This window comes from Lelliottia sp. 489 (assembly GCF_050435885.1).
GTDB lineage: Bacteria > Pseudomonadota > Gammaproteobacteria > Enterobacterales > Enterobacteriaceae > Enterobacter > Enterobacter nimipressuralis.
In genome coordinates this window covers 761,029-787,911 of the sequence record NZ_JBNDLC010000001.1, presented here as the reverse complement: position 1 = coordinate 787,911, position 26,883 = coordinate 761,029, and the positions used below count along the sequence as shown (strand labels likewise).

General features: G+C 52.6%; 36 protein-coding genes, 1 pseudogene and 1 other annotated feature. Of the genes and pseudogenes, 18 read left to right on the top strand and 19 right to left on the bottom strand.

The window, feature by feature from the left end; genetic code table 11:
- The first annotated feature begins 3 nt into the window (after nt 1–3).
- Complete coding sequence (locus ABIE11_RS03990) at nt 4–840, top strand: ion transporter (protein WP_123427706.1); 837 nt, start codon at nt 4–6, stop codon at nt 838–840.
- 30 nt (nt 841–870) lie between these two features.
- Here the strand turns inward: ABIE11_RS03990 and ABIE11_RS03985 are convergent, their stop codons facing one another.
- On the bottom strand, nt 871–1,200 hold the full coding sequence (locus tag ABIE11_RS03985; protein ID WP_100779945.1) for an HI1450 family dsDNA-mimic protein: 330 nt from the start codon (nt 1,198–1,200) through the stop codon (nt 871–873).
- A 34-nt stretch (nt 1,201–1,234) separates the two neighbouring features.
- Nucleotides 1,235–2,695, bottom strand: a complete 1,461-nt coding sequence (gene cls, locus ABIE11_RS03980; RefSeq protein WP_100779946.1) for a cardiolipin synthase — start codon at nt 2,693–2,695, stop codon at nt 1,235–1,237.
- A gap of 143 nt (nt 2,696–2,838) precedes the next feature.
- Here cls and ABIE11_RS03975 point away from each other — a divergent pair, with 143 nt between their 5' ends.
- The 5 genes from ABIE11_RS03975 (at nt 2,839) to ABIE11_RS03955 (ending at nt 4,843) form a co-directional block, all read left to right on the top strand.
- A complete protein-coding gene (locus ABIE11_RS03975) occupies nt 2,839–3,012 on the top strand; it encodes a YciY family protein (protein ID WP_087892605.1) in 174 nt (57 codons plus the stop codon).
- A 122-nt stretch (nt 3,013–3,134) separates the two neighbouring features.
- Nucleotides 3,135–3,263 (top strand): KPN_01571 family protein, encoded by a 129-nt coding sequence (locus ABIE11_RS03970; protein ID WP_429184020.1) that lies wholly within the window; start codon nt 3,135–3,137, stop codon nt 3,261–3,263.
- Nucleotides 3,264–3,280: 17 nt separating this feature from the next.
- On the top strand, nt 3,281–3,691 hold the full coding sequence (locus ABIE11_RS03965) for an Exc2 family lipoprotein (protein WP_429184019.1): 411 nt from the start codon (nt 3,281–3,283) through the stop codon (nt 3,689–3,691).
- Nucleotides 3,692–3,757: 66 nt separating this feature from the next.
- On the top strand, nt 3,758–4,393 hold the full coding sequence (leuE, locus tag ABIE11_RS03960) for a leucine efflux protein LeuE (protein WP_100779948.1): 636 nt from the start codon (nt 3,758–3,760) through the stop codon (nt 4,391–4,393).
- 57 nt (nt 4,394–4,450) lie between these two features.
- A complete protein-coding gene (locus ABIE11_RS03955) occupies nt 4,451–4,843 on the top strand; it encodes a cell envelope integrity TolA C-terminal domain-containing protein (RefSeq protein ID WP_429184018.1) in 393 nt (130 codons plus the stop codon).
- Between the two features lie 139 nt (nt 4,844–4,982).
- On the opposite strand, the gene ABIE11_RS03950 is transcribed toward ABIE11_RS03955, so the two are convergent.
- Entirely contained in the window at nt 4,983–5,279 is a 297-nt protein-coding gene (locus ABIE11_RS03950) for a YciI family protein (protein ID WP_100779949.1), read from the bottom strand.
- Between the two features lie 221 nt (nt 5,280–5,500).
- Here ABIE11_RS03950 and tonB point away from each other — a divergent pair, with 221 nt between their 5' ends.
- Nucleotides 5,501–6,226, top strand: coding sequence for a TonB system transport protein TonB (gene tonB, locus ABIE11_RS03945; protein ID WP_429184266.1), 726 nt, complete (start codon nt 5,501–5,503; stop codon nt 6,224–6,226).
- Between the two features lie 29 nt (nt 6,227–6,255).
- Here tonB and yciA read toward each other — a convergent pair whose 3' ends face one another.
- The 4 genes and pseudogenes from yciA to ABIE11_RS03925 form a co-directional block, all read right to left on the bottom strand.
- Nucleotides 6,256–6,654, bottom strand: a complete 399-nt coding sequence (gene yciA / locus ABIE11_RS03940) for an acyl-CoA thioester hydrolase YciA (protein WP_312068961.1) — start codon at nt 6,652–6,654, stop codon at nt 6,256–6,258.
- Between the two features lie 127 nt (nt 6,655–6,781).
- Nucleotides 6,782–7,321, bottom strand: coding sequence for a septation protein A (locus ABIE11_RS03935; protein ID WP_100779952.1), 540 nt, complete (start codon nt 7,319–7,321; stop codon nt 6,782–6,784).
- A gap of 31 nt (nt 7,322–7,352) precedes the next feature.
- Nucleotides 7,353–8,096, bottom strand: coding sequence for a YciC family protein (locus tag ABIE11_RS03930; RefSeq protein ID WP_100779953.1), 744 nt, complete (start codon nt 8,094–8,096; stop codon nt 7,353–7,355).
- Between the two features lie 25 nt (nt 8,097–8,121).
- A pseudogene (locus tag ABIE11_RS03925) lies at nt 8,122–8,208 on the bottom strand (YkgJ family cysteine cluster protein); the annotation flags it as partial.
- A 174-nt stretch (nt 8,209–8,382) separates the two neighbouring features.
- Here ABIE11_RS03925 and ompW point away from each other — a divergent pair.
- Nucleotides 8,383–9,018, top strand: a complete 636-nt coding sequence (ompW, locus tag ABIE11_RS03920) for an outer membrane protein OmpW (RefSeq protein ID WP_429184017.1) — start codon at nt 8,383–8,385, stop codon at nt 9,016–9,018.
- Nucleotides 9,019–9,075: 57 nt separating this feature from the next.
- On the opposite strand, the gene ABIE11_RS03915 is transcribed toward ompW, so the two are convergent.
- The 4 genes from ABIE11_RS03915 to ABIE11_RS03900 all read right to left on the bottom strand — a co-directional run bounded on the left by ABIE11_RS03915 (nt 9,076) and on the right by ABIE11_RS03900 (nt 12,082).
- Complete coding sequence (locus ABIE11_RS03915; RefSeq protein ID WP_107703440.1) at nt 9,076–9,390, bottom strand: PTS sugar transporter subunit IIB; 315 nt, start codon at nt 9,388–9,390, stop codon at nt 9,076–9,078.
- Nucleotides 9,391–9,531: 141 nt separating this feature from the next.
- Entirely contained in the window at nt 9,532–9,765 is a 234-nt protein-coding gene (gene yedF, locus ABIE11_RS03910; RefSeq protein WP_100779956.1) for a sulfurtransferase-like selenium metabolism protein YedF, read from the bottom strand.
- Nucleotides 9,762–10,973, bottom strand: a complete 1,212-nt coding sequence (gene yedE / locus ABIE11_RS03905; RefSeq protein ID WP_429184016.1) for a selenium metabolism membrane protein YedE/FdhT — start codon at nt 10,971–10,973, stop codon at nt 9,762–9,764. Before yedE ends, yedF begins: the two co-directional genes overlap by 4 nt.
- A gap of 161 nt (nt 10,974–11,134) precedes the next feature.
- On the bottom strand, nt 11,135–12,082 hold the full coding sequence (locus tag ABIE11_RS03900; RefSeq protein WP_429184015.1) for a quinone oxidoreductase family protein: 948 nt from the start codon (nt 12,080–12,082) through the stop codon (nt 11,135–11,137).
- Between the two features lie 73 nt (nt 12,083–12,155).
- Between ABIE11_RS03900 and ABIE11_RS03895 the strand changes: the two genes are divergently transcribed.
- Nucleotides 12,156–12,608 (top strand): MarR family winged helix-turn-helix transcriptional regulator, encoded by a 453-nt coding sequence (locus tag ABIE11_RS03895; RefSeq protein WP_100779959.1) that lies wholly within the window; start codon nt 12,156–12,158, stop codon nt 12,606–12,608.
- Nucleotides 12,609–12,640: 32 nt separating this feature from the next.
- Here ABIE11_RS03895 and trpA read toward each other — a convergent pair whose 3' ends face one another.
- The 6 genes from trpA to trpL form a co-directional block, all read right to left on the bottom strand.
- Nucleotides 12,641–13,450, bottom strand: a complete 810-nt coding sequence (gene trpA, locus ABIE11_RS03890) for a tryptophan synthase subunit alpha (protein ID WP_194512346.1) — start codon at nt 13,448–13,450, stop codon at nt 12,641–12,643.
- Nucleotides 13,450–14,643: a tryptophan synthase subunit beta gene (trpB, locus tag ABIE11_RS03885; RefSeq protein ID WP_102103873.1), complete on the bottom strand. Its 1,194-nt coding sequence runs from the start codon at nt 14,641–14,643 to the stop codon at nt 13,450–13,452. Before trpB ends, trpA begins: the two co-directional genes overlap by 1 nt.
- Before the next feature lie 10 nt (nt 14,644–14,653).
- Nucleotides 14,654–16,015 carry a bifunctional indole-3-glycerol-phosphate synthase TrpC/phosphoribosylanthranilate isomerase TrpF gene (trpCF, locus tag ABIE11_RS03880; RefSeq protein ID WP_429184014.1) on the bottom strand — a complete coding sequence of 454 codons (1,362 nt, stop codon included), beginning with the start codon at nt 16,013–16,015 and terminating at the stop codon, nt 14,654–14,656.
- The gene (gene trpD / locus ABIE11_RS03875; RefSeq protein WP_100779962.1) at nt 16,016–17,611 is read right to left on the bottom strand and encodes a bifunctional anthranilate synthase glutamate amidotransferase component TrpG/anthranilate phosphoribosyltransferase TrpD; all 1,596 of its coding nucleotides are present in this window, start codon (nt 17,609–17,611) and stop codon (nt 16,016–16,018) included.
- On the bottom strand, nt 17,611–19,173 hold the full coding sequence (locus tag ABIE11_RS03870) for an anthranilate synthase component 1 (RefSeq protein WP_429184265.1): 1,563 nt from the start codon (nt 19,171–19,173) through the stop codon (nt 17,611–17,613). The genes trpD and ABIE11_RS03870 overlap by 1 nt, the downstream gene beginning before the upstream one ends.
- A gap of 25 nt (nt 19,174–19,198) precedes the next feature.
- Nucleotides 19,199–19,293 (bottom strand) — a sequence feature (Trp leader region).
- Nucleotides 19,270–19,314: a trp operon leader peptide gene (trpL, locus tag ABIE11_RS03865; protein WP_107704263.1), complete on the bottom strand. Its 45-nt coding sequence runs from the start codon at nt 19,312–19,314 to the stop codon at nt 19,270–19,272. It overlaps the preceding feature by 24 nt.
- A 138-nt stretch (nt 19,315–19,452) precedes the next feature.
- Between trpL and rnm the strand changes: the two genes are divergently transcribed.
- The 7 genes from rnm to ABIE11_RS03830 all read left to right on the top strand — a co-directional run bounded on the left by rnm (nt 19,453) and on the right by ABIE11_RS03830 (nt 23,827).
- Nucleotides 19,453–20,337 carry an RNase RNM gene (gene rnm / locus ABIE11_RS03860; protein WP_312154116.1) on the top strand — a complete coding sequence of 295 codons (885 nt, stop codon included), beginning with the start codon at nt 19,453–19,455 and terminating at the stop codon, nt 20,335–20,337.
- The gene (locus ABIE11_RS03855) at nt 20,334–20,954 is read left to right on the top strand and encodes an L-threonylcarbamoyladenylate synthase (RefSeq protein ID WP_095282224.1); all 621 of its coding nucleotides are present in this window, start codon (nt 20,334–20,336) and stop codon (nt 20,952–20,954) included. Before rnm ends, ABIE11_RS03855 begins: the two co-directional genes overlap by 4 nt.
- 330 nt (nt 20,955–21,284) lie before the next feature.
- Entirely contained in the window at nt 21,285–21,851 is a 567-nt protein-coding gene (locus tag ABIE11_RS03850) for a hypothetical protein (RefSeq protein WP_223537276.1), read from the top strand.
- 23 nt (nt 21,852–21,874) lie between these two features.
- Nucleotides 21,875–22,372, top strand: a complete 498-nt coding sequence (locus ABIE11_RS03845; protein ID WP_429184013.1) for a hypothetical protein — start codon at nt 21,875–21,877, stop codon at nt 22,370–22,372.
- A gap of 271 nt (nt 22,373–22,643) precedes the next feature.
- The gene (locus ABIE11_RS03840) at nt 22,644–23,066 is read left to right on the top strand and encodes a hypothetical protein (RefSeq protein ID WP_328705357.1); all 423 of its coding nucleotides are present in this window, start codon (nt 22,644–22,646) and stop codon (nt 23,064–23,066) included.
- Between the two features lie 49 nt (nt 23,067–23,115).
- Nucleotides 23,116–23,526, top strand: a complete 411-nt coding sequence (locus ABIE11_RS03835; RefSeq protein WP_248176283.1) for a hypothetical protein — start codon at nt 23,116–23,118, stop codon at nt 23,524–23,526.
- A 10-nt stretch (nt 23,527–23,536) separates the two neighbouring features.
- Complete coding sequence (locus tag ABIE11_RS03830) at nt 23,537–23,827, top strand: hypothetical protein (RefSeq protein WP_248176281.1); 291 nt, start codon at nt 23,537–23,539, stop codon at nt 23,825–23,827.
- 48 nt (nt 23,828–23,875) lie between these two features.
- On the opposite strand, the gene ABIE11_RS03825 is transcribed toward ABIE11_RS03830, so the two are convergent.
- Nucleotides 23,876–24,088: a hypothetical protein gene (locus tag ABIE11_RS03825; RefSeq protein ID WP_328705356.1), complete on the bottom strand. Its 213-nt coding sequence runs from the start codon at nt 24,086–24,088 to the stop codon at nt 23,876–23,878.
- A 10-nt stretch (nt 24,089–24,098) separates the two neighbouring features.
- Nucleotides 24,099–24,659 (bottom strand): tyrosine-type recombinase/integrase, encoded by a 561-nt coding sequence (locus ABIE11_RS03820; protein ID WP_328705355.1) that lies wholly within the window; start codon nt 24,657–24,659, stop codon nt 24,099–24,101.
- 1,795 nt (nt 24,660–26,454) lie between these two features.
- On the opposite strand from ABIE11_RS03820, the gene ABIE11_RS03815 reads away from it, so the two are divergent.
- Both ABIE11_RS03815 and ABIE11_RS03810 read left to right on the top strand, forming a co-directional pair.
- A complete protein-coding gene (locus ABIE11_RS03815; protein WP_025203984.1) occupies nt 26,455–26,640 on the top strand; it encodes a hypothetical protein in 186 nt (61 codons plus the stop codon).
- 18 nt (nt 26,641–26,658) lie between these two features.
- Nucleotides 26,659–26,826 (top strand): hypothetical protein, encoded by a 168-nt coding sequence (locus ABIE11_RS03810; protein ID WP_335257656.1) that lies wholly within the window; start codon nt 26,659–26,661, stop codon nt 26,824–26,826.
- Nucleotides 26,827–26,883: the final 57 nt, after the last annotated feature.

The window sequence follows — 26,883 nt, the reverse complement described above, 5'->3', positions numbered from 1 at the left end:
AATGTGTCGATATCCGTTTCTTCTGTACGGCGTAAGACCTATCGCCTGCTATTCGATCCTAACACCCGCTCCGGGCGTCGCTTCGAAGGATTGTGCGGCCTGTTTGCGCTTCTCAGCGTATTCATCATCTTTATTGAGTCCGGTCTGGGGACGCAGTATCACCTTACGCTTGATGAATGGCATCTGTTCGTCTGGCTTGAGCTTTTTGTCACCCTGATATTTACCCTGGAGTATTTCCTGCGCCTGTTCAGCTGGGCGAATCCGGCGAAATATGTGTTCAGCTTCTGGGGGATTATTGATTTAGCGACGATTCTGCCGCTGTATGTGATGTGGCTGTGGCCTGAAATCAGCATCAATTATGTTTTTGCATGGCGAGCAATGCGCGCCATCCGCGTGCTGCGCGTCCTGAAACTGCTGCGTTTTATGCCGTCTTTGCGCGTGTTCTGGAAAGCCATTTATAGCGCCCGCCATCAGCTGATCCTGTTCTATTCGTTTATCGCGATTGTGATGGTGGTTTTCGGCGCGCTGATGTATCTGATTGAAGGGCCGACTTACGGTTTCACCACGCTGAATGCGTCGGTGTACTGGGCGATTGTCACCGTTACGACCGTGGGCTACGGGGATATTACCCCCCACACGCCGCTCGGCAGGATCGTGGCGTCAGTGCTGATTTTGATTGGTTACTCGGTGATTGCTATCCCGACCGGTCTGATTACCACTCACATGAGCGCGGCTTTTCAGAATCGTCAGCAGCAGCGTAAGTGCCCGAGATGCCAGCAGGCGAGCCATGAGCATAGCGCGCGGTTTTGTAATCGCTGTGGGAGTGAACTACCGGACTAAATAAAAAAGGCTGCCATCGCAGCCTTTTTGTTATTCGCGCCAGAGGATGTGGCACAGTTTGTGATCTTTTTCCCTGCATAACAGCACGCGGGCAAAAATATCGTTAATCTCGCCGCCGTCAGTATCGGCCAGCCCAATCACCACTTCGGCGAAGAAGTCCGGGTTGAGGTCGAAATCGACGTGCTCGGCCCAGTCTTCGGACGGGTCAAACAGCTCTGCGCCGCCGCGCTCTTCAAATTGCAGATTGAAGAGGATCACGTCTGCGGGATCGAGATTGTCCATCGCCAGTTCGAGAAAAATGTCGTAGGCCTGCTCAAGGGTTTCGTCTTCAGTCAGGCGATTGTTCAGATCCATTTCCATGATGATTACCTGTTAAAACATCGTTGGGCACGTTTTACAGCAACGGACTAAAGAAGTAAAACAGTCGTTCGGTGATCCGCTGCCACAGTGGGCGTTTCATCCACAGATGCGCATCCAACAGGCGCGAGCGGGAGATATAATCGTCCTGCACCGCCGCCAGATCGCCACCAAAACCGACGTCATCAATCACCAGTGTAATTTCAAAATTGAGCCACAGGCTGCGCATATCCAGATTCACCGTACCGACCAGGCTCAGTTCGCCGTCGACCAGCACACTCTTGGTATGCAGCAAGCCCCCTTCAAACTGATAAATTTTGACACCCGCTGCCAGCAGCTCGCTAAAGAAGGCCCGGCTGGCCCAGCCCACCAGAACCGAATCGTTTTTACGCGGCATAATAATGCTGACATCCACACCGCGCTGGGCGGCGGTGCAAATCGCATGGAGCAGGTCGTCGCTCGGGACAAAGTAGGGCGTGGTCATGATCAGATATTCACGCGCTGAATACGCTGCCGTGAGCAGCGCCTGGTGGATTAAATCCTCAGGAAATCCAGGCCCGGAAGCGATGGTGTGAATGGTATGGCCGCTCTCTTGCTCAAACGGCATGATGTTTGCGTCGGGCGGTGGCGGCAGAATGCGTTTGCCGGTTTCGATTTCCCAGTCGCAGGAGTAAACAATCCCCATCGCTGTGGCAACCGGGCCTTCCATACGCGCCATTAAATCGACCCACTGACCCACGCCAGAGTCCTGTTTAAAGAAGCGCGGATCGACCATGTTCATGCTGCCGGTGTAGGCAATATAGTTGTCGATCATGATCATCTTGCGATGCTGGCGTAAATCCATGCGGCGCAGGAACACACGCAGCAGATTTACCTTCAGCGCTTCGACAACTTCAATGCCGGCATTACGCATCATGGTCGCCCAGGGGCTACGGAAGAACGCTACGCTGCCGGCGGAGTCGAGCATCAGACGACAGTGAATACCCCGGCGCGATGCCGCCATCAGCGATTCCGCCACCTGGTCGGCCATTCCGCCGGGCTGCCAGATATAGAACACCATTTCGATATTATGTCGGGCGAGCTGTATATCGCGGATCAGCGCCTGCATCACATCGTCAGAGGTAGTGAGTAACTGCAGCTGGTTGCCTTTGACGCCGCCAATTCCCTGACGACGTTCACAAAGTTTGAACAGGGACGAGGCGACGCTGCTGTTCTCCTGGGCGAAAATATGTTTGCAGGATTTCAGGTCGTTCAGCCATTTTGCCGTCGACGGCCACATGGCGCGCGCGCGCTCGGCGCGGCGCTTACCCAGATGCAATTCACCAAAGGAGAGATATGCGATAATTCCTACCAGCGGCAGGATGTAGATGATCAAAAGCCAGGCCATGGCAGAAGGGACGGCCCGGCGTTTCATCAGGATGCGAAGTGTCACACCTGCGATCAGCAGCCAGTATCCCAGAATGACCAGCCAACTCACCACGGTGTAGAAGGTTGTCATAAATAAAAAATCCTTTTGAAAGCGTATTGTTATGAGTGTACGCATCAGAATTGATCTGGCAAATAAAAAGGGTGGGTAAAAGCGCTGGTTTACCGTGGGCAGGGGTTTATAATGGCGTCTCTGTTAAGGAAAGAGTTGTAGACATGAAGCGCAGCAGAACGGAAGTAGGGCGCTGGCGCATGTTGCGACAAATGAGTCGTCGTAAAGCCCGCTGGCTTGAGGCTCAGTCCCGCCGCAATATGCGTATCCACGCCATCAGAAAATGTGGACTTAGCCATCACCGTAATGCACTGGTGTTTGCCGTTCGCGATCTCTGAGTACCCTGAAGGCACCGTGACAGGTGCCTGATGTTTCCCGCATAACTATCAATTTTCGCAGTATCCTTCGCCCCCTGTTGTTCAGATATAATTCACCTACATAACGCATTGAATAAAAACAGATGAATCCATTCCTGTGGGTATTGGTTGTGCTTTTTGCGCTGGATGCGCTCAGGGAAAGTTTGGGATTGTCATCATTTTCAGGGCTGGTTGATTTTGCCGGTGCCTGGATGATGCAGTGGAACATATAAAAGGGAAATAAAAAGGGATGAACAGTAAATACCTCGCCGCACTCATGGCCGTGACGGTCCTCGTCGGATGCGCCAACAGCAAAACCGCACCTGAAAGACACGCTTATTACTTCGTTTCTCATCAATCGAATTTTGTCGGTGGAAATTTCGCCAATAGCCAACAGCTCAATTATCGTCTGAATGTGCCGCAGTTTCGCGAGCTCTACGAGCAGGGCAAAACGGACCGCAAAGCGGGGCGCACCCTGGTGGAAGCCAATGAGTATGCGCAAAGTATCCGCGATGAGGTGCTGAAAGGCGTCAAAACTAATAACAGCTTTATGGGTAATAAGAGCGATCAGTGGTCATCTGATATGGAAGAGAAAGATGCGAAGCTGTTCGGGAATGAGCTGGCAGCGTCTTATCTTGACGGGTATAACGGCGTACAATAGCGAAAGTTAACCCTGAAATGCCGCTTAGCTGCGGCATTTTCATTTATTTGATAAAAGGAGCGGGTGGTGTTTGCGGAGTTTGGTGTTCTCAATTTCTGGACTTATGTTGTGGGTGCTTTCTTTATTGTGCTGGTGCCTGGTCCGAATACGTTGTTTGTTTTAAAAACTGGCATCGGCCACGGGGTGAAAAAAGGTTATCTCGCCGCCACGGGGGTTTTCATCGGTGATGCGGTACTGATGTTTCTGGCGTGGGCAGGTGTGGCTGCGCTGATCCAAACCACACCGGTGTTATTCAACATCGTCCGCTATCTCGGTGCGCTCTATCTGCTGTGGCTGGGTGGCAAAATGCTCTGGTCAGTGATGACGCATAAAAATAGCGCGCAAGCCGGAGGAACGGAACCCGCGAGCATGATCATGAAGCGCTCGCTGGTATTGAGCCTGACCAATCCTAAAGCGATTCTGTTCTACGTCTCATTCTTCGTGCAGTTCATCGACGTCAGCGCGAAAAACACCGGGACCTCTTTCCTGATCCTCGCGACCACTCTTGAGCTTATCAGCTTTATGTACATGAGTTTCCTGATCTTCTCCGGCGCGTTTGTCACCCGCTACCTGAAAACCAAAAAGAAACTGGCGAAGCTGGGAAATGGCTTGATCGGTTTGCTGTTTGTGGGCTTTGCGGCGCGACTCGCGTCATTACATTGAGAACCATCGTCCCGCCAAACGTGAAAGCGGTTGGCAGGACGATATTAAAGGTTTTACATGAATAAGATTCTTATGCTCGCCATTCTGATAAGCCTGGTCTCAGGTTGCGCGCCGTTACATCCGTCCGGATGCCATAAAACCACCGCAACGGGTGATTGCAGTTCCGGCCGCTGGGATGACAAGGATGAGTGGGGCGCCCAGGCGCGAGCCATCAGAGATGCCATCAATAACCAACTTATTGATCCTCAGCGCTGGAAAGGAAAACAATGCAGGTTGCACATCCAGTTTGCAGAGGATGGCACGGCGTTAAACATATCGACCAGCGACGGCAATAAAGCCTATTGCGAGGCACTCAAATCCGCAGCCCAGAAAGCTAAGTTCCCGGCATTCACCAATCCCGAAGTATATCGAGACTTCCGAAGAGCCGGTTTTAGTATGCGCGGGGAGTGAATGAGGTGATGGGTATTACTTTTTTCCTGCACTGTTGCGTCATGTAAAAATAAAAGCCCCGCACTGGCGGGGCTTTTGGTATCAATGCAATCGTGATGACGATATAGGAAAAGCGCCTGCGGGAGCCTTCCCCCTTACCTCAAAACACTTTCTTGAACGGTCTGACGGTCACTTTCTCATAAACCCCTGCCGCGACGTACGGGTCTGCTTCGGCCCAGGACTGTGCAGCTTCCAGCGATTCAAACTCCGCAATGACCGTAGAACCGCTAAAGCCAGCCGCACCGGGATCGTTGCTATCCACTGCGGGCATCGGGCCGGCGGTCAGTAATTTTCCTTCGTCATGTAACAGTTGCAGACGCGCGAGATGGGCAGGGCGCACGGAAAGTCGTTTTTCCAGAGAATCGGCAACATCTTCAGCGTAAATCACGTAAAGCACGGCGGAGCTCCTTAGCCATAAAAAGTGTCAATTACGTTATGTGAAAGCATCGATGACTGCAATGTAAAGATAACGACCTTGTTAAAACCATAACAAAGATGCGCCTTTTTTGGCCTCGCGCGCAGTTAAATCGCGAGAAGATGGAGTGTCTTATTGAATATGATTGCTATTTGCATTTAAAATCAGGGTCTGGTTTTTTAACTGTAACGATTATGACTTCGATGACCCTCGATTTACCTCGCCGCTTTCCCTGGCCGACGCTACTGTCCGTTGTGATCCACGGCGCTGTCGTGGCGGCGCTGCTCTACACTTCGGTTCATCAGGTTATTGAAATGCCAGCACCTGCGCAGCCGATTTCTGTGACGATGGTGTCGCCGGCAGACCTGGAGCCGCAGGTGGTTCCGCCTCCGCCGGAGCCGGTTGTCGAGCCTGAGCCAGAACCAGAACCTGAAATTGTTCCGGAACCGCCGAAAGAAGCGCCCGTGGTGATCCACAAGCCGGAGCCAAAACCTAAGCCGAAGCCCAAACCGAAGCCGGTGAAAAAGGTCGAGGAGCGTCCGAAGCGTGAAGAGCGTCCGGTCGAACCCCGTGCGGTACAGTCAACCCAGAATACCGCACCCGTGAAACCGGTCATGAATAGTTCGCCGACGACGACGAAGCCGGTGGTGTCTGCTCCTTCCGGCCCGCGCGCGATGAGCCGTAATCAGCCGCAGTATCCTGCGCGTGCACAGGCCCTGCGTATTGAGGGGCGTCTGCGTGTGAAGTTTGACGTGACCGCGGATGGCCGTGTCGATAACGTCGAAGTGCTCTCGGCGCAACCAGCAAACATGTTCGAGCGAGAAGTGAAAGCCGCGATGCGTAAATGGCGCTACGAGCCTGGCAAGCCGGGGAATGGACTTATCGTTAACATCGTCTTCCGCCTGAACGGCGGGGCGCAAATGGAATAAACAAAAAAGCCTCCAGATGGAGGCTTTTTTTATATCTGTGGCAGTGGGCGAGGTTTGCCCTGATTGTCCACCGCGACATAGATAAACAGCGCTTCAGTCGCCTTGTAGCGCTGGCCAATCGGCTCGGAAGAGACCTTCTTCACCCAGACTTCAATGTTGATCGATATCGACGTGTTACCGCGTTTGACGCAGCGTGCGTAGCAGCACACGACATCACCCACTGCGACCGGACGTAAAAACGTCATCCCGTCGACTCTGACCGTCACCACGCGGCCATGTGCGATCTCTTTTGCGAGGATCGCTCCACCCATGTCCATCTGGGCCATTAACCACCCGCCAAAGATGTCACCGTTCGCATTGGTGTCGGCAGGCATAGCAAGTGTGCGTAAAACCAGTTCGCCCTGAGGGGCGTCATTCGTTGTTGTCATTGTTTCTTAAGCTCGTTACGGAAGACGACAGGCGGGATGCTACTATGATTTACAGCTGGTGGGAAATACGAAAAGCAGACGGTCGGGAAGAGAAAAGGCCAGACAGCACGCTGCCTGGCCTTCAATTTTAGTGCTTATCGTCCTGAGGCATATGGCGATAGATATACACACCGCTGAGCAGCGTGAAAATCAGCGTCAACGCCGTCAGGCCAAAGACCTTGAAGTTGACCCAGATATTCTGCGGCAGCCAGAACGCAATGTAGATATTCGCCAGCCCGCAGAGGATAAAGAACAGCGCCCAGGCGATATTCAGGCGCGACCACACTTCCTGAGGAAGGGTGATCTCTTTGCCCAGCATGCGCTGAATCAGCGGTTTATTCATCACCCACTGGCTGAACAGCAGCGCACCCGCGAACAGCGCGTAAATGACCGTCACTTTCCATTTGATAAATTCATCGTTATGGAAGAACAGGGTTAATCCCCCAAACACCGCCACCAGTACAAAGGTGATCAGCGCCATTTTTTCGACTTTACGGTAACGCACCCAGCTGTAAATCAGCACCACGGCCGTCGCGACGATCAACGCGGCTGTGCCGGCATAAATATCGTAGAGCTTGTAAAACGCGAAAAACACGACCAGCGGTAAAAAATCAAGAAACTGCTTCATTCTTCGATTCCATTATCTGCTTTCAGGGAAACTATTGGCGAATCAACATATACAGGCGGAATAAATAGACCAGCAACACAGCTGAAATCAGGTTACTCAGCGTGTTTGCAACCACCGCACCGACGTTTGGCGTTAATACCGCAAAGTTCGGTGCAAACAGCAGCAGCAGGGTTTTGGCCAGCAGCCAGCTGATCACCGCCGGAGCCACCAGGCGCATATTTGCCCATGCCAGTTTTACACTGCTGCGCATGGCTGTAAATATTCCCATCTTGTCCTGCACCAGCATCACCGGGGCGAACGAGAGGATAATTGCCAGCAATACACCCGGCACGACCACCAGCATCACCCCAATCTGCACCAGCATGGTGGTCAAAAAGATCAGGATGAACAGTTTAGGCAGTACAGGTGCGCTGGCACCGATGGCGCGCAGGGCGCTGACGCGATGTCCCGCAGAAATGAGCTGAACCATCAGCAAGACACCGCCCGCCAGAATCGCATTACCGATCAACCCCGAGAAGGTCGATGCCGCAGAGGCGCGCAGCAAAATCTGCTGCTGTTCTGGCGTCATATTCTGAACCAGATCAAACAACCCGCCGCTGCCGGCGAGATGATCGCCCTGGCTCAGGGTGGCAATTTGATCATCACTCGGCGAAAACGCATGGCCAAGCACCACCGTGATAAACGCGCAAAGCAAGGCGATCAGTAAAAAAGTAATGAACTGATTGCGGAAGAAATTCCCCGTGTCACGGTAGACGGACTTCGCCGTGATAGACATGCACTCTCCTTGAGTATTGCAGGTATTAATAAGCGGGCAATTGTACCCTGGATAACTCTGTCGTGGCAGCACCATGACTTGTATGGAAAAGCATATCTTTGTAAAGCCTCGGTCATTTTGCAAAATTGACCTGAGACGAGGATATGCGTGTCGGTTTGCACGGCAAAAATTAATCTGGATCAATGAATGTTAAATTACCAGACCAAGTGTGATCTAAGTTAGATCACTTGTTACTTATTTATGAGTATATTCACCGCGCCAATAAAACCACAACGATGGAGCGGATATGAAAAAGTTAGCAGTGGCAGCCCTGATCTTAAGCAGTATTTCTGGCGGTGCGTACGCACATGAAGCGGGCGAGTTCTTTATTCGTGCGGGTTCGGCAACGGTTCGCCCGACAGAGGGATCGGATAATGTGCTGGGGAGTCTGGGCGGCTTTAACGTCAGCAACAATACCCAACTGGGCCTGACGTTCACCTATATGGCAACGGAAAATGTCGGTATTGAACTTCTGGCGGCAACGCCATTCCGCCATAAAGTCGGCACCGGTCCGACGGGAAATATTGCAACGGTTCATCAGCTCCCGCCAACCCTGATGGCGCAGTGGTACTTCGGTGATGCCAGCAGCAAAGTGCGTCCGTATATCGGTGCAGGTGTGAACTACACCACTTTCTTCGACGAGAAGTTTAACGATACGGGTAAAGAGGCCGGTCTTTCCGATCTGAGTCTGAAAGATTCCTGGGGTGCTGCGGGACAGGTCGGGCTGGATTATCTGATCAATCGCGACTGGCTGCTGAACATGTCCGTCTGGTATATGGATATCGACACCGACGTGCGCTTCAAGGCTGGTGGCGAACAGCAGAGCGTCCATACGCGCCTGGACCCATGGGTGTTTATGTTCTCGGCGGGTTATCGTTTCTGATTGCTTCGACGCTTATAAAAAACTGGTCGTACTGCGGCCAGTTTTCATTGATCAACGCTATGCCACCAGCTCCGGCATATGCTTAAGTACAAATTCCAGCACCTTCTCACCGTCCAGTGAGGCAAACGGATAGCTTTCGATAACCGTGATCGGCTGGCCTTCGCCAATCACTGCCCGTAATTCTTCAAGCTTATATTGGATATGCGGCGCGACTAGAAAGGCGTCAAAAGCCGGGGCGACGCTGGCGAAATTATCCAGCCCGACGGCGCTTATCAGCAGTTTCATTCCGCGCGCATCAGCAGCATGCTGCATTTTCCTGGCAAGCGACTGGGCGGTATTGCCGAACAGACAACATATCAGTAACTTTTTCATCAGATTATCCTCATGGAAACTGTGGATACAGTATTCTTCGCGATAAAAAGAAAATGAGAGCTAACGCAACGTGTTGGTTGTTTTTTCATCGGCAATGCGCAGGGAACAACGTTCCCGCTGGGGAACGTTGTCAGAGGGGCGTTACTTCTGAATCAAATAGCGAATGGTCGGGCCGTCCTGCTGAATATCTAACACGGTATAGCCGTGATTTTTGGCATCCAGTGGAATGTTATTGATCGACTGAGGACAATCGCTCACCACCTCCAGAATTTCCCCTTTCTTCAGTTGCGGCAGGGCTTCGAGGGTGGCGACGGCCGGGTACGGACAAGGTTCGCCAACCATATCGAGGCGATAATCAGGGACAATTTGCGTCATGCCACATTCTCCTGTGCTTGAGTGTTACGCGCGGTGCGACGAAAGAATCGTTTCTCCTGGGCGATAACCAGTAAAAAGGCGATCAACAGCAGGGCGTAGGTGACCAGTAGCCCGCCCAACGGACCAAAGGTGTTCAGCAGATTGACCTTATCCCAGCTGGTGGCGAGTGCAGGCGAGAGATCGTCCCAGTAATAGGCCAGAATAGTCGAGCCGATGACGTTACCGAGACCCACCCACCAGTAGTGCACCTGTCCTTCTACAGCACGGTACATCCAGCCGGTTTCGCATCCGCCCGCCAGCACAATACCGAAGCCAAACAGCAAACCGCCAATCACTGCATTCGGGCCGGCCCACATGATTTTTGGCTCCACTCCCAGCTGCACATAGCTGAAAATCCCGATGGCGCTGACCGCCATCCCGGCAATGATCGCTTTTGCCATCATGGTGCGCCCGGTGATCCACATATCACGGAACGCCGAGGTAAAGCAGATTTGCGCGCGTTCAATCAGCAGCCCAAAGCCAACGCCAAACAGCATCGCCAGCCCCAGTTTTGGCTGATGAAATGCGGTACACAGTGCCCACGCAATCATCGCGAAAAAGACCAGCATCCCCAGACGGAAACGGCGTTTTGCCTGATCCGGTTTTTGTGTGAGCGGTGAGGCGGCGCTGACTTTGGTCATTTTGACCGGAATGCGAAAGATAGGTAGCAGCGTGAAACGCGCGCCAAAGTAAGAACCGATGGCGGTCGCCACGGCGAAAAACCAGGCATGCAGGGAAAACTGAGGAATACCCGTGAAGAAGGCCGCCAGGTTGCACCCCATCGCCAGACGCGCGCCAAACCCGGCGATAATTCCGCCCGCGATGGCCTGCGCAATACGAATACGGCTGCGGGGCATACGCAGTTTGACGTTATTGGCCCACAGCGCCGCCGCAAAACAGCCGCCGAACATACCGATAATCATCATCCCGTCGATGCGGGTGAGCGGGGTGCCCTCCAGATGAATCAGCTTAAAATAACCCCACTCTTCGGCATGCACGCCAGCCAGCTGCAAAAGCTGTCCACCCCAGCGGGTAAATTCACCCGTGACCGCCCAGAAGGTGCCGGTAATGCCAAAATAGTAGGTAGAGAGAATACCCGCAGCGATGACTGCAGGAACAGGGGACCAGAACTTAATCAGATAAGCCTGTTTGAAGTGTTGCCATGACATGTGTAAACCTCTGAACTCAGAAGGATTTAAAACGGCAGTGAGCCGAAAAGAATGGGGATCATACTCTTACGATCCTATTTGAAAAGTGTCGTCCACCCAAAAGCTCGACCCGATCAATTTTGTCCTCACCCTTAAGGCGTAGAGGCTCTGCCGTTTTCCTTTCAGTTCATCACAAACACCGTGCGTTTTTTACTGTCGTCCTGTGACCACGCCTGAGCGACATCTTCCAGCCGTGCCCTGGTGGTGGCGATCGAGAATCCACCGGGAACCGCCGCCTGAAACATCTCACCCGTGGCCTGAATGAGCTGTGCCAGCGACAGGCTGCCAATCCCGCTGCCCATTAACTGGACTGGAGAGGCGCGCAGTACCGCGCTCGGCAGCACAATCTCCGCGCCGGAAAGTGAGCCGACCTGAATAAAACGCACCGGCGTCAGCCCTGGCGTATGTTTTGCCAGGGCGTTGAGAATAGCGAGCGCGCTCTGCCCCCACAGATAGTCGATCACCACATCAATCTGCTGGGCCGCCTGTTCAGCAAACGCCTGTGCGATGCGCGCGTTATCGTCATTCAGCAGTATGCTCACATCCGCATTAAGGCGGAACAGTGCCTGCGGATTGCGGCCCGTGACGATGATCTTCCCGGCGCCACGGTAGCGGGCAATTTGCACCGCAAGCTGCCCGGCACTGCCCGTGGCCCCGTTGATGAGTACGGTCTCACCTAGCTTAAACTGCGCGCGCGTCACCAGTGCGGCCCACGCCGACATCCCCGGATTCGCCATCGCGGCGGCGGTGGCATCGTCCAGCCCCTCAGGTAAGGGAATACAGAGATTCATATCGACTGGGGCAAACTCCGCCATGCTGCCCCAGGGGGACGGCGGAAACGCAAAATAGACGCGCTGACCTGCTTCGGTGACGCCCGTTCCGTCGATCCCGGCGATAAAGGGCAGTGTGCCGTCAAAACTGTAGTGCTTACCGGAGGCCCGGCTTTTCACCACATGGCTGATTGCCGAGGCGGTAACGCGAACGAGGTGCTGGCCTGGCTCAGCGTGGGGTGTTGCGAAATCGGCGTAAACCGGCCCAGCGAGCGGATCATAAACAACGGCTGCTTTCATACACTTTCTCCTGTTGTGGAATATGTGTAAAATGCACATATCTTTTAGAGCACTATACTCGCCAGGAAAATATATGCAATATGCACATAAATACGATGTCACGGATTTTCACGGCGCGCTGCTGGATATCATGGGCGTGATGAATCAGCCGCAACGCGACAATACCCTGCTGTCGGAGGCGGGCGTTTCGCTGGATCAAATTTTGTTCCCGTTGCTCATCACCATTGACCGCTACGGCCCGCTGGGCGTGGTCGAGCTTGCCGACAGGCTGGGGCGCGATTACACCACTGTCAGTCGCCAGGTTAAACGGCTGGAGGCACAAGCGCTGGTGCAGAAAAAGCCAGGCGCGACGGATAAACGGGTTTCCGAAGTATCCACCTCGGCGCAAGGAAAAGCGTTAACGATGAAAATCGCGCAGGCGCGTATGACGCTGATGAACCAGATTTTCAGCGACTGGCAGGAAGACGAGGTGGGGAGTCTGTTTCGGCTGGTGCGCAAATACGCGGACAGTATTAAAGGGGAATAACCGTCTGGCGGGTTGCCAGACGGTCAGAAGACTCAGGCCTTGCGCGTCGCCGCTTTCATCGCGGTGACGAAGTCGCGCAGTTCAGTCAGCATCTGCTCTGGCTTATCGACGTTGCGCTCGATAATTTTCACAATCGCCGATCCGGAGATAGCGCCTGCGGCATTGGCATCAATCGCTGCGGTGACCTGCTCTGGCGATGAAATTCCGAAGCCCTGCAGCGGAGGGGCAGCGTGATACTCGGCCAGTTTTTCCACCAGATGATGCAGGGGAAGCGCCGCTTTGTTTTCCGCACCGGTAACGCCCGCGCGCGACAGCAGATAGGTATACCCGCGACCGTAAGAGGCAATCTGGCGCAGCAGTTCGTCATCGGCGTTTGGCGGGCAGATGAAGATCGGCGCGACGTTGTGACGCATCGCTGCCTGACGGAACGGTGCAGACTCTTCTACCGGCACATCGGCGACCAGCACTGAATCAACGCCCACGCGTGCACATTCGGCGTAGAAATTATCGATACCTTTGCTGAAGACCAGGTTGGCATACATCAGCAGGCCAATCGGAATGGTCGGATGCTTCTGGCGGATAGCCGCCAGCATCTCAAAGCACTGGGTCGGGGTAACGCCTGCGGCAAACGCGCGCAGGGTGGCGTTCTGAATGGTCGGGCCATCCGCCAGTGGATCGGAGAACGGGATCCCTAGCTCCAGCGCATCGGCACCCGCAGCAATTAAGGTGTCGATAATTTTCAGCGACTGCTCCGGGCCTGGATCGCCCAGCGTGACGAAGGGAACAAACGCGCCTTCCTTGCGGGCTTTCAGTTCAGCAAATGCGTTATCGTAGCGTTCCATCAGATTTCCCCTCGTGCTTTCAGAATATCGTGAACGGTGAAGATATCTTTGTCACCGCGACCGGAAAGGTTAACCACCAGCAGCTGCTCTTTTTCCGGGTTTTCTTTAATCATCTTCAGCGCATGAGCCAGCGCGTGAGAAGACTCCAGCGCCGGGATAATCCCTTCGTTGCGGCACAGAGTTTTAAACGCTTCCAGCGCTTCATCATCGGTAATCGAGACATAATCCGCGCGGCCGATGCTGTTCAGATGCGCGTGCTGCGGCCCGACGGAAGGGAAATCCAGCCCGGCGGAGATAGAGTAAGACTCCTCAATCTGGCCTTCGTCGGTTTGCATCATCGGCGACTTCATGCCGAAGTAAATCCCTACGCGGCCATGTTTCAACGGCGCACCGTGCTCGCCGGTTTCAATGCCGTGCCCCGCAGGTTCGACACCGATCAGGCCCACACTTTCGTCATCAATAAAATCAGCAAACATGCCGATGGCGTTGGAACCACCGCCGACGCAGGCGATAACCGCATCCGGCAGACGCCCCTCTTTTTCGAGGATCTGCGCTTTGGTCTCTTCCCCGATCATGCGCTGGAATTCACGCACGATGGTCGGGAACGGATGTGGACCCGCAGCGGTACCAAGCATGTAGTGCGCGGTATCGTAGCTGCCAGACCAGTCGCGCAGCGCTTCGTTACAGGCATCTTTTAGCGTGGCAGAGCCGCTGTGTACCGGGATCACTTCGGCACCCATCAGACGCATACGGAACACGTTCGGCGACTGACGTTCTACATCCTTCGCACCCATATAAATACGGCATTTCAGGCCGAGCAGGGCGCTGGCGAGCGCTGATGCCACGCCGTGCTGGCCTGCACCGGTCTCGGCGATGATTTCGGTTTTGCCCATCCGCTTAGCAAGCAGCGCCTGGCCCAGCACCTGGTTGGTTTTGTGCGCGCCGCCGTGGAGCAGATCTTCACGCTTAAGGTACAGGGTGGTGTTTGTGCCTTCGGTCAGGTTACGGCATTTGGTCAGCGCCGTCGGGCGGCCCGCGTAGTTTTTCAGCAGGTCGGTAAATTCCGCCTGGAAGGCCGGATCTTTCTGCGCGCTGACAAACGCTTCTTCAAGCTGGCGCAGGGCAGGCATCAAAATCTGCGGCACGTACATGCCACCAAACTCACCAAAATAGGGATTTAATAAAGTTGTCATTTGCTCTTCCTTAATATGCACGCAGCGTCTTGAATACCGAGGCCAGCTTACTGGCATCTTTGATACCCGGCTGAGACTCCACGCCAGAATTGAAATCGAGACCCGCACAGCCTGCTTTCGCGGCTTCTACGCAGTTATCAGGGCTTAATCCACCCGCCAGCAGGACGTTGTCCAGCTTTTCACCGTTCAGCAGGGACCAGTCGAAGCGAACGCCGGTTCCGCCCTGGCCGTTGTCCAGCACATATTTATCGACATGCTGGAGATTGCGGGGAGGCAGCGTGTCGCTCACGCTTTGCGCTTTCCAGATTTGCACCTGCGGTGCCAGTGCCTGGCGAAGTTCATTGATGTACGCCTGATCTTCGTTGCCGTGCAGCTGCACGGCAGCCAGCGATAAGTTTTCAGCTTTGGCGGCGACCTCAGAAACTGGCGCATCGCGGAACACGCCAACATAGCTCAGCGGTGCAGCGGCAATCACGTCGCGGGCCTGATCTTCCGTTACCACTCGCGCAGACGAGTCGACAAAAATCAGCCCGCCGTAGACGGCACCCGCCTCGAGGGCGGCGGCGGCGTCCTGAGGGCGCGTCAGCCCACAGACTTTGTTCTCACCCAACAGCACGCGGCGGACGGCGGCATTCAAATCGTCGTGAGACATCAGCGCCGAGCCAATCAAAAAGCCGTTTGCGAAATGGCTCAGCTCGCGAACCTGGGCATAAGTATTAATGCCCGATTCGCTGATAACGGTGACCCCAGCCCCGAGACGTGGCGCCAGCTGGCGCGTGCGGTTCAGGTCGATGGAGAGATCGCGCAGGTCGCGGTTATTGATGCCGACGACTTTGGCTTTCAGCGCAATGGCGCGTTCCAGCTCCTCTTCGTTGCTCACTTCCGTCAGCACACCCATATTCAGGCTGTGGGCGACGGCGGCCAGCTGACGATACTGCTCGTCATCCAGCACGGAGAGCATCAGCAGGCAGGCATCGGCCTGATAAAAACGTGCGAGCCAGATTTGGTACGCATCAATAATGAAGTCTTTGCACAGAATCGGTTGCGGGGCGATCTGGCTGACAATCGGCAGAAAATCAAAACTGCCCTGGAAATATTTCTCATCCGTCAGCACCGAAATGGCTGACGCATGGTGTTTGTAGACCCCGGCAATACGCGCAGGATCGAAGTCGTCGCGGATCACGCCTTTCGATGGCGAGGCCTTTTTGCACTCCAGGATAAACGCGGTGCGCGCGCCCTGCAGGGCATCATAAAAACGGCGCTGGCTGGGAACCACGTCATTCTGGAAACTGGCCAGTGGCTGCTGCTCTTTGCGCGCTTCTACCCAGATGGCCTTATCGGCGACGATTTTCGCTAAAACGGTCTGCATCATTTACCCTCTTGCCGCAAGTGCGGTAACGCGGTCGTAAGCTGCGCCGGAGCGCAATACGGCCATGACTTTTTGTGCGTTAGCCTGTAAGTCTTCTTCGCCGTGCAAACGCATCAACATCGCAACGTTGGCGGCGACAGCGGCCTCATGGGCGGCTTCACCTTTACCTTGTAGCAAGCGTGTCAGAATGTCACGGTTTTCTTCCGGGGTGCCGCCTGCCAGCTGTTCCTGATGATAGGGCGTCAGGCCAAAGTCGGCAGCGTCCAGCTGATAGCTCTGAATTTCGCCGTCGCGCAGCTCGGCAACCAGCGTTGGCGCATGGAGCGACACTTCATCCATTCCGCCGCTATGGACCACGGCCGCACGCTGATAGCCCAGCACGCGCAGGGTTTCCGCAATCGGCAGTACCAGTTCCGGGCTGTAGACGCCAATCAAAGCCAGCGGCGGATGCGCCGGGTTGATCAACGGCCCCAGCACGTTAAACAGGGTGCGGGTTTTCAGCTGCTGACGGACCGGCATCGCGTGGCGGAAACCGGTGTGATATTTCGGCGCGAACAGAAAGCAGACACCCAGATCGTCCAGCGCTTCACGGGAACGTTCAGCATTCATGTCGAGGTTAATCCCGAACGCGGCCAGCAGATCGGAAGAGCCTGAGCGGCTGGAGACGCTGCGGTTACCGTGTTTCGCCACTTTCATGCCGCAGGCCGCCGCCACGAAGGCGCTGGCGGTAGAGATATTAATGCTGTTGCTGCCGTCACCGCCGGTGCCGACGATATCCGCGAACGCATAATCCGGACGCGGGAACGGGGCGGCGTTTTCCAGCAGGGCGGTCGCCGCACCGGCAATTTCCTGTGGCTGCTCACCGCGCACTTTCATGCTGACCAGCGCGGCGGCCAGCTGTTCTGGCTTCAGTTCACCGCGAACCACCGCAGAGAAAAGCTGGTGGCTCTCCTGCTGGGTCATCGTCTGGGCCTGATAGAGTTTTTCCAGAATCGGCTGCAGCGTGTTGGTTTGCTCCAGCTTCTGCAGCGCCCAGTTGAGGGTCTGCTCCAGCAGGCGTGCGCCGTTAGAGGTCAGAATCGATTCCGGGTGGAACTGCAGGCCGCAGACGCGATCGGCGTCGTGACGCACGGCCATGACCATTCCTTCAAAAGAGGCGTTGATCGTCAGCCCCGCCGGAATATTGCTGCCGACCAGCGAATGATAACGCGCGACCGGCAGCGGGTTTGGCAGCCCAGCAAACATCGCCTGGCCGTCGTGTTCAATGCTGGAGGCTTTACCGTGCAGAATTTCACCCGCCTGGCCGACGTATCCGCCGTACGCTTCAACAATCGCCTGATGCCCAAGGCAGATGCCGATAATTGGCAGTTTGCCACGCATACGGGTCAGCAGCTCAGGCATACAGCCCGCTTCGCTCGGTGCACCCGGGCCTGGAGAGAGCATCAGCACCGGGTTTTGCATGGTTTCCAGACGCTCAATCAGGGTTTGCGCCGGAACATGATTGCGGTAAATCACCACGTTGTGCCCGTTTGCACGCAGCTGGTCTGCCAGGTTGTAAGTAAAGGAGTCGATATTATCGAGCAGCAGAATGTCAGCCATCAGAAAATCTCCTGTGCGTGGTGTGCGGTGGCAATGGCGCGCAATACCGCGCGAGCTTTACTGCGAGTTTCGTCAGCTTCAGACTGCGGAACAGAATCGAGAACAATGCCTGCGCCTGCCTGGACGGTGGCAATGCCATCTTCCACGTAGGCGGAGCGGATGACGATACAGGTGTCCAGATCGCCGTGTGCGGTGAAGTACCCCACGGCACCACCGTAGCTGCCGCGACGACGGCCTTCGGCTCCGGCAATCAGCTGCATCGCACGGACTTTCGGCGCGCCGCTCAGGGTGCCCATATTCATGCAGGCACGATAGGCGTGCAGCGCGTCGAGGTCATGGCGCAGCTCGCCGACCACACGGGACACCAGGTGCATCACGAAGGAGTAACGGTCGACTTTGGTCAGATCCGCGACATAACGAGTGCCTGGCGTACAAATGCGTGCCAGATCGTTACGCGCCAGGTCGACCAGCATTAGGTGTTCGGATAACTCTTTATGATCCGTACGCATCTCAAGCTCAATGCGGCTGTCGAGATCGCGATCCAGGGAGCCATCCGCACGGCGACCGCGCGGACGTGTACCGGCAATCGGGTAAATTTCAATCTGGCGGCTCGGCGCGTCATATTTCAGCGAGCTTTCTGGTGACGCCCCGAACAGGGTGAAATCGTTGTCCTGCATAAAGAACATGTACGGGCTTGGGTTGCTCTTCTTTAGCACGTCATACGCGGCCAGCGGAGACGGGCACGGCAGTGAGAAGCGGCGCGATGGCACCACCTGGAAAATCTCACCGGCGCGAATTGCTTTCTGCATCTGACGTACAACGGCGCCGTACTGGTCATCTGTCTGGTTCGTTTCACACTGCATATGATCAATACGCTGGACCGGCAGCGCTGTCGGCTCTTCGGTCATCTGCTGCTGAAGCTGTTCGATACGCTGCGCCAGACGCTGTTTTTCCGAAACCGAAGGGGTGAACAGGCTCGCCTGAATGCGGGTGTACTTTTTCTGATGGTCAATCACCATCAGCGTTTCCGCCAGATAGAAGCAGTAATCCGGGCAGCGATTGCCTTGTTCGGTTTCAGGCAGGTCTTCAAAACCGGCCACCAGGTCATAGGCAAACAGCCCGCCGAAGAACATCGCTTCGCGCTCATTCTCTGGCACTTCGACCAGGTTTTGCAGCAGGCGGAAGGCGTCAAATACGGAGAGGGAGCAGAGACGCGCGTCTTCGTCCAGCAGCTGGCTGACTGGCGGGAAATGCAAAATGCGTGTTTCCGGGCGCTGTTCGTTTTCGATACCCGTTGGCAGTGCCGCATCAAGCAGCGGCAGCAGGGCAGCGCCGTTCTCAGACAGTGCTTTAATAGTGACAGTGTCACCTAATGCGGTAATGCGCAGTGCGCTATCAACCAGCAGCAGGCTTTTCAGATCGTCTTTGCTGTCGATGTCAGCAGACTCGAGCAGCAGGGTGGCCGGGCGTGCACCGCACACCTGGTGGAATAAGGCGGTAGGGTTGTGGCGATACACGGCTTCGCAGGTCAGCAACTCAAGGTGTGTTTTAGCGGTTTGCATATTGTTGTTCTCATTAATTCTGTTCATAAAAAAGCCCGCATCGTGGCGGGCCTGGTATCTGTTTGCAATTTGCAGACGAGTGACACTGCCCGAGGATCAGGAAGTGCGCCACCAACCGTGCAGAGAGAAATGTGCTTTCATTTTCAGATACCTTCTTGAGTGAACTTGCGTACTAGTTAACTAGTTCGATGGCGTATTGTCAACCCCTGATTTCAGAATTTGCGCTTAAGCCGTTATCATAGACCTCTGTTATACGACAAACCTGTGATGGAAACCGCTTTGAGCGAGACAAAATACGCCGTGATTTATGATTTACACAGCCACACCCAGGCCTCTGATGGCCTGCTGACGCCCGAAGCGCTGGTTCACCGCGCGGTAGAAATGCGTGTAGGTACGCTGGCAATAACCGATCACGACACCACGGACGCCATTCCGGCGGCACGCGCGGAGATTGCCCGCAGCGCGCTGCCTTTGACGCTGGTATCCGGCGTAGAAATTTCCACGGTCTGGGAAAATCACGAAATTCATATTGTCGGCCTGAATATTGATATCGAACACCCGGCCCTGTGTGCGTTCCTCGAAGAGCAGAAAGCGCGCCGCAATCAACGCGCGGAACTGATTGGCGAGCGGCTGGAGAAAGCGCAGATTCCCGGCGCGCTGGAAGGGGCACGACGCCTTGCCAACGGCGGTGCCGTGACGCGCGGCCACTTCGCCCGTTTTCTGGTCGAAGCGGGAAAAGCGAATAATTTTGCCGATGTCTTCAAAAAATATCTGGCACGCGGTAAAACCGGTTACGTTCCGCCACAGTGGTGTACAATAAAACAAGCTATTGATGTCATTCATCATTCTGGCGGCAAGGCGGTGCTGGCCCATCCAGGGCGGTATAACCTTTCGGCTAAGTGGCTGAAAAGACTGCTGGCGCACTTCGCCGAACAGGGTGGAGAAGCGATGGAAGTTTCCCAGTGCCAGCAGGCACCCAATGAGCGTAGTCAGCTGGCGACGTATGCGCGTCAGTATGGTCTGCTTGCGTCGCAAGGCTCGGATTTCCATCAGCCTTGTGCATGGATTGAGCTGGGGCGTAAGCTCTGGTTACCCGCAGGCGTGGAACCCGTCTGGGCACTTTGGGAGCAGTCGCAGCAACATATTGAAGAGAGGGAAGCATGAGTCAATTTTTCTATATTCACCCGGATAACCCGCAGGCGCGCCTGATCAATCAGGCGGTAGAGATCGTTCGCAAGGGCGGTGTGATTGTTTATCCGACCGATTCCGGCTATGCGCTGGGCTGCAAAATCGAAGACAAAGGGGCGATGGAGCGTATTTGCCGCATCCGTCATCTGCCGGACGGGCATAACTTTACCCTGATGTGCCGCGATCTTTCGGAAATCTCGACTTACGCCTACGTGGATAACGTCGCCTTCCGTTTAATCAAAAATAACACGCCGGGCAACTATACTTTCATTCTGAAAGGGACCAAGGAAGTGCCGCGCCGTCTGTTGCAGGAAAAACGCAAAACTATCGGGATGCGCGTGCCGTCGAACCCGATTGCGCAAATGCTGCTTGAGACCCTCGGCGAACCGATGCTGTCGACCTCCCTGATGCTGCCAGGCAGCGATTTCACCGAGTCCGACCCGGAGGAGATCAAAGACCGTCTGGAGAAACAGGTAGACCTGATTATTCACGGTGGCTACCTCGGCCAGCAGCCGACGACGGTCGTCGATTTGACGGAAGATGCACCAGAAGTGATTCGTGAAGGCGTGGGTGACGTAAAGCCTTTCTTGTAAAGGTATAAGCGGCTATACTACGCGGCCATCAAAACAGCGGTAGACCGCTATTTTGACCCTAATTCGACGCCTGTGAAGGCGCACAAGATAAATATTAAATCATTTATAATCAATGATTTAATGTTTTTCAGTTAATGGCTGTTACTAACTTGTGTGACAGCCATTAGCCACATCGCGACTCTCATCATGTATGTACACCTTTCCCTACTGTTAATGTCTTCCTTGGTATAGTCCCCGTATTCGGTATTACCACCAACGGGCTTATTGGCTACTATTCCCTTAATTTAGGTATGGTATCATGTAGAGAAAATCTTAAAAGAAGGGTGGTTTATGGGCTGGTCTTCGTTGGTTAGGATAACCATTGGTACATTTCTATTGGCTGGGTTGTCATTCTCTGCACACGCTAAGAACTGCAAGAAAGGTATTCCATGCGGTAATTCGTGCATTGCGGTTGGAAAAACGTGCCGGATTGGATCAGGCACATCATCTACGTATAAAAATTATTCATACTCTTACCCGTCATCTTCTCTTCATAGTTCAATCCCTAAATCCTCTCCCCCTTCCTCATCAGCTAAGGTTGACGGAAAAAATACGTCTTCAACTGCTAAAACGTATCTCTGTCAGTATGCTATTGCAGCGATACAGAATGGAAGAATCGGGGCTTTACGTGTGTTGGGTAGTGCCGAGGTAACATTGTATGTCGATAGCTTCAAAGCTAACCGTTTAAACGGTACATACCTGCTCTCGCCAAAGCTGAAAACTAACGGTAAGTTGATGATGGCAGATGATAAAAGCAAAGTGTACGCCTATGATCCGTCGCTGGGAAACTTTGCAATTAGTGACCGCATCGCAAGAAGCACTGAGCAATGGGATCATTGTAAACTGGTTCACAATTAATAAACTCAATTCGTGGGGATGTAATGAAAAAACTACTAATGGCTTTCGTGATTCTAACTTTACCTCTACTCTCATTCGCTAAGGGCATAGGGTATGGAAATACTACATGGGACATGAATCCGTCAGAAGTTGTTGCTGCTCAGGGCAATGGTGCACATCTCATCTCACCAGAAAAGTATAAGGATAACTTTGGAAAAGTGCGGATTGATAATGTATCGATTGGTAGCGGTCTGTATACAGTGACATTTTTGTTCGACGGCGCTGATCGGCTTGTTCAAACGAACGTAGCCAGCAATGAAAAGAAAAATGAAGGCATCGCTGCACATCAATTTGGCACATTAAATCAATTACTAACTCAGAAGTATGGAAAGCCTGAGTTTTCTGATCCAAGTAAAGTAATCTGGAAACTTCCTGACACAACGGTTGAGTTAAGTCAGATGGTCATTTCTGGGATTATGGCACAGACAATCGTTCGGTACATTCCAAACAGTAGGGTGGCAAGCGATACATCAAACCTTTAGCCTAAGATTCTTTTTAGCGGTTGTGAGATTGTTTCCATATAACCAGCCCAGCCAATACGAGAGCGCCGATAGTTAACTACCCTTGTCCAGGAACAATCTGACCGCTAAGATAGCTTGAAAAACAAACTATTGTCGGTGGATCATGTGTATTAAGGGATTATCTCTGTTCTTCTGTGCCGTTTGCGTTGGTTGTAGTGGGTACTCGCAGCGGCAAGAGCACTTAGATGTGCCTACCTACTCGGAGAGCTACGATCAAGCCCTGGGGTGGTTAGTGACTGCTCGTTACCGGGATTCAGAAAATGCAGAAATCGTTATGTCACTGGTTGGAGACTTTTGCAGGAGCAAAGGGAAGGAGGCGACTCTCTATAAGACGACTGCTGGCAACACATCCACTATTCAAGAAGTTTGGGCTTGTCAGACTCCCCCAATGCTAAATGATACTGACATACTTAGCGGGGTTTATTGCCATTTTATTGCTAACGCGCCTCGCTACTCTGCGGATTTTTCAAACCGTCAGAAGGAAGTAGCTGAGCAAAAATTTGTAACGGCTTTCTTGAAAAAAAGGATCGAATACCCTGTCGGCGGTTTTTACGATAAGTACCAGGGTAACTTTGCTTCTTGGGCTGTGGCCAAACATGATGAAAGCATCAGCACTGATAAAGTCCGCCAGTGGTTTGACAAGCATTGCCAGTAAAGAGTGCGATTGTTCCGTATATATTTTTAAGAATAGGAGGTTAGTCAGTATGGCAGGAGTATTAGCAAGTACGGCGGCAGCTATAGGGATTCTTGATAAAGCGGTAAGCATCACTCAGAAGCTGGCAAATAACAGCGATGAACTGGACAAGGCTACGCTCAAACTTGAGTTAGCCAATCTAATGGTCGAACTTGCTAACGCCAAGATCGAAGCGATAACAACACAAACCCTACTTTTCGACGCTGAACAGAAAAATAAGCAGCTTGAAGAGCAGTTAAAGGATAAGCACGCTTTTACGTTTAACAGTGGACTTTACTGGAAAGAAGGAGATAAAACACCCTTCTGCCCTGCCTGTAAAGAAAAAGATGAGAAATTCATACACTTGCATTACTTTGCTGGAGGCGGTAGTTACACTGCTGGTTGGTACTGTAAGGTATGCCGCAACGAATTTGAAGCATAGGGGATTTGGAATGGTTGATCACAAGACAGTAAATATTAGGTATAACTTCAAGGGTAAGCCTGCTGAATCAGCGTATCAGTTTGATGGGGTTGATTTGATCAACAGTGTCTTAGGTCACCTTGTTAACTTACATGTTGAACCGACTCATATTCCTGCTCAAGAACGTATGGAAAATGGCGGAATAAGAAACACTCAACGAAATGTTAATCTCATTGAACATGGGGTTGATGATGTATTTTACTTTGATGAAGAAAGTCAGGAATGGCTCGAAATCCCTTCAAAATGGTTAGTGAACGCATGAACGCATGAACGCATGAACGCATGAACGCATGAAGGCAGGGGGCAACCCCTATCTGTTTTTCTCCGAATCATCAGTGTCGAATGTCTTAGCATACGGGCAACTTTGAGTACTCGTAACGTAGGTGAACAAGTAAATGCTGTTCTGATACGTGCATAGCGTTTTTCCGTTCTCCGTCTGTTCCTCCTGCGGGTTGACCAGAGTTATCTGTCCGGCGTAAGCCTGTAAGCTCATGAGCGCCAGCGTTAGCACAAGATATTTCATGTTTACCTCCTTATAAATCCATCTCATTGATCACACGGCTAACGGCTTGCTTGTCTAAGTCCAGATAGCGCCTGGTGTCAGTGATGTTGCTGTGATTAAGCACGGTCATAGCTAAAGCGATGTTGTTTGCTGAACGCTTGTAGATGGCATTCCCGCCAGCTTTGCGGAAGCTGTGAGCCGATACAGTGCCATGAATCCCGATAGCTTTAGCAGCTTCTGCGATCTGCTTGCTCACTTCTTCGCGTCGTACAGGTGCCTGCTTGTTCATCGAGCGGTTACGCTGGCTTCTGAACACATGCACATCATGCGGATACTCAGCACGGCGACGTGCGATCATCTGCACCACTGGAGCCGGAAGGGTGAGGGCTTTACGCTTCCCTGTCTTCTGTTCTTCTATGTCTATCTCTCCGTTGAGCACTTCGTCGAAGCGCAAAGCTACGGCATCCCCCACACGCAGTACGGCGGCTTGCATCATTAATGTAACGTCAGCTATTAGGCTCTTGTTATGAGCGTTTAGCCACTCCCTGATCGCTTTGGCTTGCTGTTCATCTAACACCACTGCTCTGTTCAATTAACCCTCCTTCAAGATCACACATCTAAACTTATGGAATAAACAATATGATCAATTTCAGTAAGTTGCAACATAAATGATCAAAAAACGAACTGCGTTGTGTGTGGTGAATGGCGAGATTGCGTCCAGTGCTTAACGCGAAGATCAGGCACTCCCAGATCGAAATCTGCGTGATTTTTAAATATCTTTAATAAAATCATAATGTTGGCATTTATAAACATGTGTTTGAACATTGCCAAATCCTCAACTCTGCACGAAGAACAGCGGCAACAGCGGAACATCACACTACAGATGGTTGTGTGTGGTTATTATCTATCATATTGATTTAATGGTGATAAATGTTGAGTCGTCAGGCGAGGGCGGCGCTAACCAGCCTTTATGCACTGATTATGCGGAGTTTATGCACTTGAAAATGATTGCGTATGTAAATGATTAGAATACTAACTAACTGGCGGGTTTTGGCATGGAAAAATCAGCGGAGTGATCTTTCGAGAATACTCGTTCAACGAATCCGGCACGGGTGCAAAGTGGTTTTCATGGCAAACAGCGCTGTATCCCGCACTACACAACGGTTTAGCTAAACTGATCATTCTGACAATGAAAGTGAACAATCCACTTTGGCTTACATCTACACCGATTATTTACCTGCCATTTAATATAGGTTTTGACGTTATTAATGTATGATTTTGATAGATATAACCTAAGGATTGCCTCTGGCTGTTCTTAGGATTGTTGCATGTGCGATTCGTGGTGAGCAGGGCGACGATATACATCAAAATGATGCATGGGCGACGGTCTACCGTTGCATGAAGTGACGTTTTTCGCTCTCTTATCGGTAGGGTAGCTCACGGTGACACAGGGGGTAGGTCTGAGTGATACAGGGGGGTGGGTCAGGCTGACCTGGGGGGTAGGTCACGGTGACACACAATAAGATTAACTATAATATTAATAATAAGATCAGTTATTAGATCAGTGTTTTTGCGCTTGTCGCAAAGATCTTTGCTGGCGGGTGTTCCCGTCACTCCTGGCAAGCAGCCTTACTCCGCTACCTTTCGGGCTACGTTGGCTGGCCTCGTTCCGCTCTCGACGCAGCAAAGCGTTATCTGTACATTCTGGATTGTGCAATGGCTTTGCCACCTGGAACAGGTTGCACAAGCGATATTACGCCACGGCGTAAATCTCCTTTGCGCTGTGCGCGGTATGTAACCATGTACCCAACCATCTGACGATGATTGACCACATGCTAACTCTACCTACCTCCTATTACCCTTCCTACATCCTTTCGTATGTAGTTGTGCTAATCCTCGAAGGTAGAGCAATATGGCTAAAGCTCACTTACCCTCGTAACTCGTGCAAGTTCACTAAGCCTCAATCCAAGACCACTAACTACTATCCTGATAACTAACGTTATACCTCAGTAGTTGTGCTATTGGTTTCGGGAGTAAGTGCCAGAGGGCGTCAGCAATGCAAACAGAGCGCCTCAGATGCGCTGTAAGCGATTTTAAGAGGGTAGGGAGAAAGGCCGCTACTGATGTAACACAAGCCCTCAGAACGCGATATAGGATGTTTAAGCGGTGTCTCTGATATTAATCATGAGCGTTGACTTCAAACGGCGGTGTGTGGTATTGTTTGTGATGGGAGAATATATTAAAAATATCTTGACAAGTGTCGCCTTATAGTGTAATATGAGTTATATAGGGTAAAGAAAACATTCCCACCTACAATCCAAATCACAATGCACTTCGAAACCGTCAGGTTTGCGAGGTGTTTTATTTTATATTTGAAAAGGACATTAATGAAATACTTCGATATTGATACTACTGTGCTATCCCTCATTAAAGGGGAAGTGACACGCCACCAGATTAAATCACTACGTAACTCCAATCGTAAGCAGGGCTATTCAGAACGCGCCGAGTTTTTCACGGAAGTACTACGCCGCTTCGATTTAATCAGAAACGCAACAAAAGAAACCAACGAATAAACCAGAAGGAGAAACCATATGATCGATAAGAAAACCAAATTACCACCGTCCACATCATTAATGATCCCTGATGCGACATTTCAGATTCTGTTCAAAGAAGCGAAGCGCCGAAAAATGAGCGTAAGCGCACTCCTTCTTGAAGAATGTCAAAACCTGGCGGTTAAATATTCGAAAGCTGACGCGTAATATCCACGAGACAGCATTAACAACAATCCACGAATGAGAAGCGGAGAAAACCAAATG